The sequence below is a fragment of the Acinetobacter sp. YH12072 genome (genome assembly GCF_013419565.1).
GTDB lineage: Bacteria > Pseudomonadota > Gammaproteobacteria > Pseudomonadales > Moraxellaceae > Acinetobacter.
In genome coordinates, this window is the sequence record NZ_VOZV01000001.1 from 171,909 (window position 1) to 185,650 (window position 13,742).

Genomic DNA, 13,742 nt, shown 5'->3' on the forward strand with positions numbered 1-13,742 from the left:
GGGGTTTTTTATTGTCTGATCATTGGGGTTTATAGGTCAGACTCAGATGGAAGGCTGCCCTGAATTTCCTGTTGTATCCATGCAACAAATTTTTCAATCAGCGGTGAGCTTTCCTGACTGGAATGGACCAGATAATAGCCTCGTTTCTTTTCTAAGGTCTTACTGGATACCAGCACCAATTCCTGTCGCTTTAATTCTTTTTCAATTAGCATTTGCGGGATCAAGGCCATTCCCATGCCATGGCTAGCCACTACAGCGAGCATAGAAAACAGTTCATGTCGTTGCCCCTGCAAAGGATTTGGATGTTGGATCTGATGTAGCTTGAACCAGTCTTCCCAGATATTCGGCCGGGTGGTTTGCTGTAATAAAGGGAGTTGAACCAGTTGTTCAGCACTTAAGTCATAGCTGTAGTCATTAATCTTTTGTGCATCGGGAAAATACTGTTGAATCAGGTCAGGTGCACAGACAGCAACTACATCTTCATGCATTAGAAAATGGCTATGCGTACCAGGCCATTGTTCGACCTGTTGAGGTGTTCCTGCATAAATAGCAGCATCGAAAATCTGTTCCTGAAACAGAAAAGGGCGGGTGCTGGTTTCCAGATGTATCGTAATTTCAGGATACAGCCGATTAAAGCTCTGGAGTTTAGGTAATAGCCAGCGAGTCGCAAACGTAGGCACTACGCCCAGTTTTAAAGTACCGCCGCGCCCTTGATGCGTAATGACATCCAGTGTTGACTGTTCCAGTCCTTTGAGATGCGGAGTGATACTTTTTAAATATTGCTGTCCAGCATGATTGAGTTCTACACCATGCCGCGTACGGGTAAATAAAGCCGTGCCTAAATACTCCTCCAGTTGCTGGATCTGGCGTGAAACTGCACTTTGGGTTAAAAACAGTTCCTGTGCAGCATAGGTATAACTGGCATGACGTGCAGCAGTTTCGAAACAGATCAGCGCTTGCAGGGAAGGTATTTTTCTACGCACCTGTTCCTCCTTGAACTTAAAATGGTCAGATATCAATAAATGGTATATCAATCTAATACTACTATACGACTTTGGTATAAAAAATAGGCAAATTAGCTATGAAAATAATTTCTAGAAATAGCAACTTATATAAGGTATGCATAAAGTGCATAGCTACATGCAAATTTATTGTTTGAACAAGTCATGATTCATGCCTAGAGTCAATCTGAAGGATAAAACAACATCATCTAATAGATGAAGGATTGGCAGGGAATATTATGAATCAAATGGTCGATACGAAAAAAACCAGCAAAGTCTATTTTAACTGGCAGGATCCATTTTTACTGGAACAGCAACTGACTGAAGAAGAACGCATGATCCGTGACAGCGCGCATGCGTACTGTCAGGATAAGCTGATGCCACGTGTACTAGAACAGTTCCGCCATGAAAAAACTGATCCAACCATTTTCCGTGAAATGGGTGAACTCGGTCTGTTGGGTCCAACCATTCCAGAACAATACGGCGGTGCAGGTTTAAACTATGTCAGCTATGGTCTGATTGCTCGTGAAGTAGAACGTGTAGATTCGGGTTACCGTTCTATGGCCAGCGTGCAAAGTTCTCTGGTGATGGTGCCCATCAATGAATTTGGTTCTGAAGAACAGAAACAGAAATATTTGCCAAAACTGGCGAGCGGTGAATATATCGGTTGTTTCGGTCTGACTGAACCAGATCATGGTTCTGATCCGGGCAGCATGATTACTCGTGCCAAAAAAGTCGATGGTGGTTACCGTCTGACTGGCGCAAAAATGTGGATTACCAACAGTCCGATTGCGGATGTCTTTGTGGTTTGGGCGAAAGAAGTGTCTCCTGAAGGCAATGTCGGTGATATTCGCGGCTTTATTTTAGAAAAAGGCTGGGAAGGGCTTTCTGCACCAGCGATTCACGGTAAGGTTGGCCTACGTGCTTCGATCACCGGTGAAATCGTGATGGACAATGTTTTTGTACCAGAAGAAAATGCATTCCCGGAAATCCGTGGTTTGAAAGGTCCATTTACCTGTCTGAACAGTGCTCGTTATGGTATCGCCTGGGGTGCGATGGGTGCAGCTGAATTCTGCTGGCATACAGCGCATCAATACACCATGGACCGTAAACAGTTCGGCCGTCCATTGGCTGCGAATCAGCTGATCCAGAAAAAACTGGCAGACATGCAAACTGAAATTGCATTAGGTCTACAAGTGGCTTTACGTTTTGGCCGTATGAAAGACGAAGGCATTGCTTCAGTAGAAGGCACTTCACTGATCAAGCGTAATAACTGTGGTAAAGCTTTAGACATTGCCCGTTTAGCGCGTGACATGATGGGTGGTAACGGGATCTCTGATGAATTTGGTGTAGCTCGTCATCTGGTGAATCTGGAAGTGGTCAACACTTATGAAGGTACACATGATGTACACGCCTTGATTCTAGGTCGTGCGCAAACAGGTATTGCTGCATTCTCCAATTAAAAAAGGAAACTTTTTCGTGCAGGGTATGGCTTTCAATCGCCTAACCCTGCGTCATTTTCTTACTCCAATTACACTCCTTTGCCGAAGTGATGTTTGACTTCGGCATTTTTTATATCTCTATGTTTGCAAGAATTCATCTAAAGCTTGAGTGAAAATAGTCACATCCCGGTTGACGCGGTATGATAGACAGATTCAGGCGTTGGAACAGATTATGAAAATTGTCGCAGATGAAAATCTGGCATTTACCGATTATTTCTTTGCAGAATTTGGCGATATTCAGCATTGTGCAGGAAGAACTCTCACTGCGAACGATGTAAAAGATGCCGAGGCTTTATTGGTCCGTTCCGTGACCAAAGTCAATGCAGCACTCGTACAGGACAGTCAGATTAAATTCGTCGGCAGTGCCACCATTGGTACAGATCATCTGGACATTGCTGCACTAGAACAACAGAACATCCGCTGGAGCAATGCACCCGGTTGTAATGCGCAGGCGGTAGCTGAATATGTGATTACGGCTCTATTATATTTACAACCCCAATTGATCAATGCAAATAAAGAATTCACCTTGGGCATTGTCGGTCTAGGAAATGTCGGTTCGCGTTTGGCAACAATGGCCAAATTGCTGGACTGGAATGTGATTGCCTACGATCCCTTTGTGCAGCGCGATCAGGTTCATCAGGTTGAATTTGAAGAACTGCTAAAAACTGCAGATGCCATTTCCATTCATGTACCTTTAACCAAAACAGGTCAGCATCCAACTTATCATTTGATTAATGCTGCCGCACTTGGGGAAATGAAGCCTGAAGCCATTTTAATTAATTCAGCGCGTGGGCCAGTCATTGAAGAAGCAGCACTAATTGCTGATATTCAGGCAACTCAACGTCAGGTTGTACTGGATGTGTTTGAGCATGAACCGGAAATTTCTGAACAGTTGCTGAATCTGATTACTTTGGTGACGCCGCATATTGCAGGTTATAGTCTGGAAGGTAAGGCACGCGGTACTCAAATGATTTACGACGCATTTTGCCAGACTTTCGGCTTTGAGATTAATAAGCAGTTTGAAAGCCAGTTGCCTGTCTGTGAACAGTTTTTCCAGAATCAGGATTTAAAACTGGCGCTACAGCAGCATTTAACCCAGATCTATGATATCGCCCGTGATGATGCCAATCTGCGTGCCTGTTTAAAAGATGGCAAAGTCGATCAGAAAGCATTTGATCATTTACGCAAGACTTATCCTTTACGCCGTGAATGGGCCGCTCATGGAGGGCCAAAGGCATGAGTCAGATTGTATCTTATCAACCGACCTGCGACTTAAAAGCCATTAAAGCACGTGCCAACATGTATGCCCAGCTCCGTCAGTTTTTTGCTGAACGTGACGTGCTGGAAGTAGAAACACCGATTTTATCTCAGGCTGGTGTGACCGATGTGCACCTGGCTTCGATTCAGGCCCAGCGTCATGTCATGGGTAAGCTCGGCACACATTATCTACAGACCTCACCTGAATTTGCCATGAAACGTTTATTGGCGAGTGGTAGTGGACCGATTTACCAGATCTGTAAGGTGTTTCGGGATGATGAACACGGCCGCAAGCACAATAGTGAATTCAGCATGCTGGAATGGTATCGTCCGGCCTTTAGTCTGAAAGATCTGATGTTTGAAGTGACAGATCTGTTAAATGTGACGCTTAAGGCACGTTTTGGAGAAATCCGCCCCACTGTGCTCAGCTATAAACATGCCTTTATGGATCGCCTGGATCTCAATCCTTTACAGGCCACTTTGCAGCAACTCAAAGATTGCTGTCGCAGGGTAGGTCTCAATCTGGACTTGGGGGATGACCGTTTAGGGTATATCGACCTTTTATTCTCGCATATGGTCGAGCCAAGCCTGGGTTTCGATACGGCTGTATTTCTGACAGATTTTCCACCGGAACTGGCATCATTGGCTAAAACCAGAATCGATGAAGATGGGGAACTGGTTGCGGCCCGTTTCGAGTTGTATATCGAAGGGCTGGAACTGGCCAATGCTTATGATGAGCTGATTGATGCTGAAGTTTTGCGTTCCCGCTTTGAAGCAGATAATGCAGAACGGGCAGTGCTTGGCTTGCATGTCATGCCGATTGATGAGTATTTGCTGGCGGCATTGCCACAAATGCCGGAATGTTCAGGTATTGCCCTAGGTCTTGATCGCTTGCTGATGATTGCAACCAATCAGATGAAATTGGAAAAAGTGATTACTTTCCCGGCTGAAATTTCATAAATTAAATTCACGATTGATCAGCTGGTTATGACTGGCTGATCATTCCAGATGCTTACGAAATCCAATACTGTAACTGTCAAATCCCAGTCCTTGATAAAAGGTATGCGCAGGGTGGTTTTCTTCGCGATTTCCGCTGTTGAGCTGAATCATCTTGAAGCCTTGCTCTTTTGCAATCTGTTCAATAACAGCCATCAGTTGCTTGCCAATACCTTTTCCACGATGGGCCTGATCAATTACAAAAGCCTGAATCCTTAAGTATCCACCGTCAAATTCCCTGGTGTATTCCTGAATAAAACCGGCATAGCCGATTACATGTGAATCCTGTTCTATAACTAGTGTCTGATAATGACTGTCTTGATGAATCCGTTCCCAACGCTGTTTGATATTTTTCAGCGTAGAGGGATAGCCAAGCTGAATCGTGAGTTGATGAACGTCATACAGGTCTTTTTCAAGATCCAGTTGACGGATGAGATAAGTCATTAGACATATTCTTAGCTAAAAATAATATCAATCATAATCAATATTTACTTTGCTTAAGTGTTGAAAGTGCACAGTAACTTCAAAGAATTATTGCTATCTATATAGAAAATCGAGATGAATGAGATTTCAGATATTAAATAAAAAGGCCCCTTGAAGGAGCCTAATGTTTAAAGTATGGCACTATGCTGTTCTTTCAGTTCTGCTAAAGCCGCAATCCGTCGTTCAATTAGCATTTCACCAATATCCGGACCTTGAATTTCTGGTGGCAAGTCTTGTGCTTTAATGCTACGTACGACCTGCATGGCATCCAGCACATATTGAGCCTGAGGATAAGCACGATTTTCTAGACCCAAACGTCCACGGGAGTCACATTCACAAGCCTGTACAAACGCTTCAACACGTTCAGGACGACGTAAAACATCTAGACGCTGTAATAAACGCCATAAAGTGCCAGGTTTTAAGTTAAAAGCCTGGTGACATTTTAAGTGTTCTTTACAAACTGCCAATGCCAGCTGTTTGGTATGAGTTGGAACTCTTAAACGTTCACATAGCTCATTTACCGGTTTGATCCCACGTTCTTCATGCATGATATGGCGTGGCAATTCTTCAACAGGGGTTAATGCCTTACCCAGGTCATGAACCAGAACTGCAAAACGAACATCCAGACTATAATTTTGGCGGCAGGCTTGCTGTAAAGACATCATGGTATGAATACCACAGTCAATTTCCGGATGATATTCAGGACGTTGCGGAATGCCATATAAGGCATCCAGTTCCGGGAACAGCACTTTTAAAGCACCACAACTACGTAATACTTCAAAATACACATCTGCATCCTGTTCCATCAGTGCGCGTGTGGTTTCTTTCCAGACCCGCTCAGGTGTCAATGCATTAAGCTCGCCCGATTCCGCCAGCTGCTTCATCAGCACCAACGTTTCTTCTGCAATGCTAAAACCCTGATGTTGATAACGCGCAGCAAAGCGGGCAATCCTTAAAACACGTAAAGGATCTTCGACAAAAGCTTCTGATACATGACGCAGTACACGATCAGCCAGATCTTTTTGACCGCCATAAGGATCATAAATCTTACCTGAATCATCCATGGCCATGGCGTTGATGGTCAGGTCACGGCGGATCAGATCCTCTTCCAAGGTAACACTAATATCGGTATAAAATTCGAAACCATGATAACCATAGCCAGACTTGCGTTCGGTACGTGCCAGAGCATATTCGTCTTTGGTTTCAGGATGAAGAAAAACAGGGAAGTCCTTGCCAACAGGTTGAAAACCTTTAGCAAGCAATTGTTCCGGCGTCGCGCCGACAACCACATAATCTTTTTCGTGATAGGGGTGTCCAAGTAAATGATCCCGAACTGCACCGCCTACTAAATAAACTTGCATGAAAAAACCTCTATTCTTACAAGCATCATGCTACAGAATAGAGGTTTTCTCAAGTCAAGAAGTTACGCTGATGCGTACATTCTTTAAAGCGCGTTTTTTTCTGCTTCCTGAATTTCAGCGACAGTTAACGCAGTCATATTCACTACGCGACGAGTCGTTGCAGTTGGTGTCAGGATATGAACAGGTTTCGCAGCACCAAGCAGGATAGGACCAATGGTCACGTTATTACCTGAAGTTGCTTTTAACAGGTTAAACGAAATATTGGCTGCATCCAGATTTGGCATGATCAGCAAGTTTGCAGAACCTTTGAAACGAGAGTTCGGGAATGCAAACTGACGGATATTTTCGTCCAGTGCTGCATCACCATGCATTTCACCTTCAACTTCAAGCTCAGGTGCAGTTTCAGAAAGGATTTCATATACACGGCGCATTTTTTGTGCGCTGGCATCGTGCTGGTCTGAACCGAAGCTAGAGTGAGAAAGTAGGGCAACACGTGGAGTAATACCGAAACGACGTACTTCTTCAGCAGCCAGAATCGTCATCTCAGCAAGCTGTTCAGCCGTTGGATTACGGTTGATGTAGGTATCCGCGATAAACAGGTTGCGCTCTTCAAGCATTAATGCGTTTAAGGTGAAGAAGGTATTATGGCCATCCTGTTTGCCGATGACATTGCTGACAAAGTCCAGATGGATGTCATAGCTTGAGTAAGTACCACATAACATACCGTCCGCCATGCCATGACGAACCAGCATCGCAGCGATCAGGGTAGAACGGCGACGCGCTTCACGGTGTGCATATTCAGGCGTTACACCTTTACGTTGCATCAGGTTGTAATAGTCATCTGCAAATTTTTCGTAATCTGGGTTCTTTTCCTGATCCACGATAGTGATATTCACACCATCTTCAAGACGTAAGCCTAATTTCTTGATATTGGCTTCGATGACTGCTGGACGACCCACCAGAATCGGTTTTGCCAAGCCTTCATCCACTGCAATTTGCGCAGCACGCAGTACACGCAGGTCTTCACCTTCTGCATAAGCGATACGTTTAGGATCTGTTTTAGCTTGTGCAAAGATTGGTTTCATCATGAAGGCTGAGTTGTAAACAAACTCAGACAGACGTTGACGATATGCCGAGAAATCCTGAATTGGACGAGTTGCCACGCCAGAATCCATTGCAGCTTGAGCAACTGCAGGCGCAATTTCCAGAATCAGGCGTTGATCCAGTGGACCAGGAATCAGGTAATCACGGCCGAAAGAAGCTGATTTTTCTCCATAAGATGCAGCATCTGCTTCTACGTGTGCCATACGTGCAATCGCGTGTACGCAGGCAATTTTCATTTCTTCATTAATGGTGGTGGCACCAACGTCTAATGCACCGCGGAAGATGTAAGGGAAGCACAGTGCATTGTTTACCTGGTTCGGATAGTCAGAACGGCCAGTCGCCATGATGACGTCATCACGAATTTCGTGTGCATGTTCAGGCAGAATTTCTGGATCTGGATTCGCCAAGGCAAAGATAATTGGATCTTTGGCCATCAGTTTCACCATTTCTTTGGTGAGAATACCGGCTGCAGAAAGACCCAGGAACATGTCTGCACCTGCAATCACATCACCGATCTGAGAGGCATCAATGTCTTGTACATATGCTTTTTTAGATTCGTCCAGACCTTCACGTTTAGTTGTTAATAGACCACGTGAGTCAGCAACGATGATATTTTCTTTTTTCGCGCCAAGGGCACAAAGCAAGTTCAAGCAAGATAGGGCAGCAGCGCCGGCACCTGAAGCAATGATCTTGATTTCATCAATTTTTTTGCCGTTTAATTGCAAAGCATTCAGAAGAGCAGAACCTACAATGATTGAAGTACCATGCTGGTCATCGTGGAACACAGGAATTTTCATGCGTTCACGAAGTTTCTGTTCAATATAGAAACATTCTGGAGCCTTAATGTCTTCCAGGTTGATCCCGCCAAAAGTGGGCTCTAGAGAAGCGACAATATCAACAATCTTGTCTGGATCATTTTCAGCAATTTCGATATCGAATACATCAACACCCGCAAATTTTTTGAACAGTACGCCTTTACCTTCCATGACCGGTTTAGACGCCAATGGGCCAATATTACCCAAACCAAGAACTGCTGTACCGTTACTGACCACTGCAACCAGGTTACCGCGTGCGGTATATAGGGCAGCTGTTGAAGGATCACGTTCAATCTCAAGACATGGTGCGGCAACGCCAGGCGAGTAAGCAAGGGCTAAGTCACGTTGGTTGACCAATTGTTTGCTTGGTGTAACGCTGATTTTTCCTGGAGTAGGGAATTCGTGATAGTAAAGAGCCTGCTGCTTTAAAGATTGTTCGTCCATCTGTATCTCTATCGTTGTAAAGATTACCCAGAAAGCGGGTAAAAAATTGCATTTATGGCTCTGAATATAACATTTGTTAAGCACTTAGCCCAGTCAAAGTCGACCATTTTTGCGACAATCTTATTCGAGGTAGATATAGACTTAGACTTGATATATATAAGTTTCAGCGACGCGATTCTGTTCTAAATATGCAGTTGCTTCCAGTTCCGGCAATGGCTTGGAGAAGAAGTAGCCTTGGGCAATATCACAATCTAAATCACGTAGATATTGCAGCTGTTCTTCAGTTTCAATACCTTCAGCGACGACAGTCATGCCCATGGCTTTACCCATCGCGACCATGGCGCTGACAATTGCTTCCTGTTTATGTTCGCCAATTTTAGAGACAAAACTGCGGTCAATTTTGAGAATGTCAATAGGAAAATCGGCAAGATAGGATAAAGAAGAATAGCCGGTACCGAAGTCATCCAGCGAGATATTAATCTGGCGCTGCTTGATCTGGTTCAGCAGATTTTTGACAGATTCAGAGTTTTCAATCAGTGAAGATTCAGTAATTTCCAGTTCCAGACTGGTGCCAGAAATCTGGTTTTCGGTAATGGCCTGATCCAGATCATCAAGTAACTGACCACGACGCAGTTGCTGCGCCACGATATTCACAGAGACACAGATATTATGAAAGCCAAGATCATTCCATTCACGAATCTGTTTAGCAGTTTGCTGAATCACCAAACGGCCGATCTCGGAAATCAGGCTGGTCTGTTCCGCTAAAGGAATAAACAGGCCGGGTGGAATGATGCCTTTCTCAGGGTGTTTCCAGCGTACTAAAGCTTCAAAGCCATAAATGTGCTGGTCATTGAAATTAATTTTCGGCTGATAATAAACTACGAGTTCGCCATTCTGAATGGCTTTACGCAGATCGCGTTCAATGAAAATTCCCTGTTCCAGTAAGGCTGTATTTTCATTGGAGTAGAAATGGATGGTATTCCCGCCGAGATTTTTGGCTTCACTCAGCGCCTGTTCAGCACAGTTATTTAAATAGTCTAACTGACGGCCATGATCCGGATAGAAAGCCACACCCATCGACAGGGTAATCACATAATCCTGACCAAAAATATGGAAAGGAGCCTGGAAGGCTTCAGCAATTCGTTGACAGTGTTCCTGTACAGATGGGCGAATATGCGAGATTTCATACAAAATTGCAAAGTCATCGCCATTTAGATGGGCCACAAACAGGGCTTCAGCATTGGTCAGACGTAAGCGCTGTGCCACCTGACGCAATAGCTCATCACCGCCATTATTAGACAGATATTCATTCAATGGACGGAAACGGTCGATATTGAGTCGGATCACCGCCATTTTCTTGATGGAATCTTTTTGTGTCATCAGATACTGATGCAACTGGTAGTTATAGTAGAAACGGTTTGGCAAATCGGTCAGCGTGTCATAATTTTCCAGATAAGACAGGCGTTGTTCCTGTAATTTACGCTCAGTCAGATCAGAAACGATGCCGATATAGTGGGTGATACGGCCTTCATCATCGGTAATCGCATTGATATGTAACCAGAGTGGCATCTCTTTGCCAGACAGGAATTTCTCACTCAGTTCGCCATCAAAGGAACCGATTTTAACGACTTGTTTGATGATATTGGAATGAATGCTGCGCTGCTGTGACTTATGACTCGCAGTAATATCAAATAGATATTTACCCAAGATGTCATTACGTTCAAAACCGGACAAATTTTCGAAATAAGGGTTCACTTCGATATAACGTAATTCATCATTTAGGATGAAGATCCCTTCAGCTGCTTGCTCAATTACACTGGCTGCCAGTTTCAGGCGTTCTTGAGAACTACGTTCCTGTTGAATATCACGCAAAATTCCCACCATGCGTAAAGGACGGTGAGTTTCGGGATCACGACTGATCACCCGGCCTACATCATGTACCCAACTCCAGACTCCCGGCGCTTGCTGAATCCGGTAAGTTACTTCATAGCGCTCAGTTTTCCCACGCAGATGCTGTTTCATATTGCTTTTGAATGCAGCCAGATCATCGGGATGAATCATATGTTGTAACTGCAAATGATGCTCACTGGATTTCCGTTGTACCTTCTCATCTTTATGATTGGTCAGCAAAATACTGCGGTCTTTGATATTCCAGTCCCATGGACGGATACCGGCGATTTCATGAGTCAGTTCAAGGTTTTGCTGCTGGTTTTTCAGATCAATATTAATCTGTTCAATATCATAAGTACGTTCACGAACTTTCTGTTCCAGTAACTGGTTGCTGAGTTGTAGCTCCAGTTCAATATCTTTGGATTTATTGACTTCTGTTTGTAATTGTTTGCACAGTTCATCAGTCCAGGCGACCTGCTGTTCGGCATTACTCACCAGCAATTCATTTTCTGCATAAAGGCGGGAAGTACGGGTATGAATACGATAGGTACTATTGGCACAGAGCAGGATCACAATAACTGCAAAATTTAGAGCTAGACCAAAGACCGGATTGGCACCAGAAATATGAAAAAACTGAAAGAGTAAAAAGGGTACTAATGAAGGTAAAAATACCAGTGAAAAGTAACTGAGCTTCTGGGTTAAATAAGTTAGACCGAAGGCTTGAGTCACGATTAATAGCAAAGCCGAAAGGGTTAGTGCTTCTATTTCATCAAAATTGATATTGGCCTGCGGCAAGTAATAATAGATCAGGGAAATACCGGAAGCGATACAGCAACCTACCGCAAGGCTCTGAATTTGTAACCAGTAATGCGCATTTTTTAGTTGATATTGTTCAGGCTTAAAATACAGGGTATTGATGAGCCAGCACATGCTGACGGTAATTTCAGTCAGGATAAACCAGAGATTAAAATAACTATTCGATAAGCTATATTGAATGTGATAAACACAGAAAATATAGAGGCAAATAATCATGATACTTAACAGAAAATATCGGCTATGTCGAAGCGTGTTCGCAATCTGAGCACGATGCAAGTGCTCTTTGATATAAGCCTCTTGATTATCAATCATATAATTAAGTGCCTTGTATTCGTCCTGAACGGTTTTTATCCTAGATTTTAATTTTTATTCAAGCCTGAATGATTCTTAAATCAATCAATATGTGTTTCATTATTATTGACTCAAGAGTAGAGTGCTTATAAATAAAAATCAATAAAATTAATAACTAAATTTTACAATTTTGACCGCTTAAATAGTGTAATTCAAAATTGAGAGAGCAACGACAGGAGCAGTTTCGGTACGCAGGACACGTTCACCAATACACCAATTGACAAAGCCTTGCGCATTCGCCGCTAGGATTTCTGCTTCACTCAAGCCGCCTTCAGGACCAATCAGCAAGGCAATATCCGGCGTGGCATTCACCAGAACATCAATTTCTTCTTTATTTGGCGCTAGCACCAGTTTGGTAGTAGGAAGATCAGTTTCCAGCCATTTTTCAAGTGACATTGGCGCTAAAATTTTAGGAACAATATTCATTCCACACTGTTCGCAAGCGGCAATCGCCACACCTTGCCAATGATCCAGTTTTTTCTGGTCGCGGTCGTATTTCAGGCGCATCTCACAGCGTTCAGAGGTTAAAAGCTGAATTTCAGATACACCCAGTTCGACCGCTTTCTGGATCGCATAATCCATGCGGTCACCTTTACTCATGACCTGGCCAAGCAAGGCTTTAAATTTGGGTGTGCGATCCGTAGGGTTGTAACTATTGACCTGTACAGCAGCCGACTTTTTGGAAACTTCAACCAGTTCAACTTCATATTCACCACCTTGTCCATTAAACAGGGTGGCTTTTTCGCCGACTTGAGCACGTAAAACTTTAACCCAATGATGAAACACTGTTTCAGTCAGTTCTACAGTGGTATCTACTGCTAAATCAGCTTCAATAAAAAAACGTGGCATTAAAGTTTTACTCTCAAATCAGGTATTTTACTTATGCAAGACCGAGGTCTTTAACAAGTTGACGGGTTGGATCAGTGGTATTCATGGTGTAGAAATGCAGGCTTGGTGCACCGCCAGCAATCAGGCGTTCGCAGAATTTTACGACGACTTCATGACCAAAGGCTTTGATACTTGCAGTGTCATCACCATAAGTTGCTAGTTGCTTGCGAATCCAGCGTGGAATTTCAGCACCTGTACCATCTGCGAAGCGAATCAGGTTGCTGGCATTGGTAATTGGCATGATACCTGGCGCTACTGGAATATCAATTCCAGCTTTCTGGATACGTTCTACAAAGTAGAAATAAGCATCCGGATTAAAGAAGAATTGCGTTAATGCAGCATTGGCACCTGCATTTACCTTATCCACAAAGTGCTGAATATCTTTATCAAAGCTGTCTGCTTGTGGATGCATTTCAGGATAAGCGGCAACTTCAATATGGAAGTGGTCACCTGAATGTTCACGGATAAAGCGAACCAGATCCTGTGCATAAGGCAATTCACCCAGGCCCACCTGACCAGATGGCAAGTCACCACGCAGCGCGACAATACGGTTAATTCCTTGTGCCTTATACAAATCAAGCAGTTCAGCAATACGCGCTTTATCATCGCCGATACAAGACAGGTGAGGGGCAACGGGTGTACCTTTACCATTAAAGTCATTGATCGTAGATAAAGTACGTTCGCGTGTTGAACCACCCGCGCCATACGTCACAGAAAAGAATTCTGGGTTCAGCAGTTGTAGTTCTTGATGTACGGTTTTAAGTTTTTCTGCACCCGCATCGGTTTTGGTCGGGAAAAACTCAAAAGAAATTGGAATCTGTTTAGACATGTTCA

10 protein-coding genes are annotated in these 13,742 nt (G+C 43.7%); 3 read left to right on the forward strand and 7 right to left on the reverse strand.

Going from position 1 to position 13,742, the window contains the following annotated elements; translation table 11 throughout:
- Nucleotides 1-29 precede the first annotated feature (29 nt).
- Nucleotides 30-983: a LysR substrate-binding domain-containing protein gene (locus tag FTU19_RS00885; protein WP_179992801.1), complete on the reverse strand. Its 954-nt coding sequence runs from the start codon at nucleotides 981-983 to the stop codon at nucleotides 30-32.
- A gap of 257 nt (nucleotides 984-1,240) precedes the next feature.
- Between FTU19_RS00885 and FTU19_RS00890 the strand changes: the two genes are divergently transcribed.
- From FTU19_RS00890 to epmA, 3 genes are all read left to right on the forward strand, one after another.
- Entirely contained in the window at nucleotides 1,241-2,464 is a 1,224-nt protein-coding gene (locus tag FTU19_RS00890; RefSeq protein WP_179992800.1) for an acyl-CoA dehydrogenase, read from the forward strand.
- 211 nt (nucleotides 2,465-2,675) lie between these two features.
- Nucleotides 2,676-3,743: a 4-phosphoerythronate dehydrogenase gene (locus tag FTU19_RS00895; RefSeq protein ID WP_180129899.1), complete on the forward strand. Its 1,068-nt coding sequence runs from the start codon at nucleotides 2,676-2,678 to the stop codon at nucleotides 3,741-3,743.
- Complete coding sequence (gene epmA / locus FTU19_RS00900; protein WP_166137777.1) at nucleotides 3,740-4,720, forward strand: EF-P lysine aminoacylase EpmA; 981 nt, start codon at nucleotides 3,740-3,742, stop codon at nucleotides 4,718-4,720. The genes FTU19_RS00895 and epmA overlap by 4 nt, the downstream gene beginning before the upstream one ends.
- A gap of 39 nt (nucleotides 4,721-4,759) precedes the next feature.
- Here epmA and FTU19_RS00905 read toward each other — a convergent pair whose 3' ends face one another.
- The 6 genes from FTU19_RS00905 to metF form a co-directional block, all read right to left on the reverse strand.
- A complete protein-coding gene (locus FTU19_RS00905) occupies nucleotides 4,760-5,200 on the reverse strand; it encodes a GNAT family N-acetyltransferase (RefSeq protein ID WP_180129902.1) in 441 nt (146 codons plus the stop codon).
- A gap of 167 nt (nucleotides 5,201-5,367) precedes the next feature.
- Nucleotides 5,368-6,600 carry a multifunctional CCA addition/repair protein gene (locus FTU19_RS00910; RefSeq protein ID WP_180104412.1) on the reverse strand — a complete coding sequence of 411 codons (1,233 nt, stop codon included), beginning with the start codon at nucleotides 6,598-6,600 and terminating at the stop codon, nucleotides 5,368-5,370.
- Between the two features lie 83 nt (nucleotides 6,601-6,683).
- A complete protein-coding gene (locus tag FTU19_RS00915) occupies nucleotides 6,684-8,963 on the reverse strand; it encodes an NADP-dependent malic enzyme (RefSeq protein ID WP_005236761.1) in 2,280 nt (759 codons plus the stop codon).
- Between the two features lie 141 nt (nucleotides 8,964-9,104).
- On the reverse strand, nucleotides 9,105-11,981 hold the full coding sequence (locus tag FTU19_RS00920) for a bifunctional diguanylate cyclase/phosphodiesterase (RefSeq protein ID WP_180129904.1): 2,877 nt from the start codon (nucleotides 11,979-11,981) through the stop codon (nucleotides 9,105-9,107).
- Nucleotides 11,982-12,158: 177 nt separating this feature from the next.
- The gene (locus tag FTU19_RS00925) at nucleotides 12,159-12,869 is read right to left on the reverse strand and encodes a 16S rRNA (uracil(1498)-N(3))-methyltransferase (protein ID WP_180010634.1); all 711 of its coding nucleotides are present in this window, start codon (nucleotides 12,867-12,869) and stop codon (nucleotides 12,159-12,161) included.
- Between the two features lie 31 nt (nucleotides 12,870-12,900).
- On the reverse strand, nucleotides 12,901-13,737 hold the full coding sequence (metF, locus tag FTU19_RS00930) for a methylenetetrahydrofolate reductase [NAD(P)H] (RefSeq protein WP_005236747.1): 837 nt from the start codon (nucleotides 13,735-13,737) through the stop codon (nucleotides 12,901-12,903).
- Nucleotides 13,738-13,742 lie beyond the last annotated feature (5 nt).

What these genes read in the sequence shown, in the direction of transcription:
- FTU19_RS00890 (WP_179992800.1), top strand. Translation starts at nt 1,241, where the DNA reads ATGAATCAAATGGTCGATACGAAAAAAACCAGCAAAGTCTATTTTAAC.
- FTU19_RS00910 (WP_180104412.1), bottom strand. Translation starts at nt 6,600, where the DNA reads ATGCAAGTTTATTTAGTAGGCGGTGCAGTTCGGGATCATTTACTTGGA.
- epmA (WP_166137777.1), top strand. Translation starts at nt 3,740, where the DNA reads ATGAGTCAGATTGTATCTTATCAACCGACCTGCGACTTAAAAGCCATT.
- FTU19_RS00920 (WP_180129904.1), bottom strand. Translation starts at nt 11,981, where the DNA reads ATGATTGATAATCAAGAGGCTTATATCAAAGAGCACTTGCATCGTGCT.
- FTU19_RS00915 (WP_005236761.1), bottom strand. Translation starts at nt 8,963, where the DNA reads ATGGACGAACAATCTTTAAAGCAGCAGGCTCTTTACTATCACGAATTC.
- FTU19_RS00905 (WP_180129902.1), bottom strand. Translation starts at nt 5,200, where the DNA reads ATGACTTATCTCATCCGTCAACTGGATCTTGAAAAAGACCTGTATGAC.
- FTU19_RS00895 (WP_180129899.1), top strand. Translation starts at nt 2,676, where the DNA reads ATGAAAATTGTCGCAGATGAAAATCTGGCATTTACCGATTATTTCTTT.
- metF (WP_005236747.1), bottom strand. Translation starts at nt 13,737, where the DNA reads ATGTCTAAACAGATTCCAATTTCTTTTGAGTTTTTCCCGACCAAAACC.
- FTU19_RS00925 (WP_180010634.1), bottom strand. Translation starts at nt 12,869, where the DNA reads ATGCCACGTTTTTTTATTGAAGCTGATTTAGCAGTAGATACCACTGTA.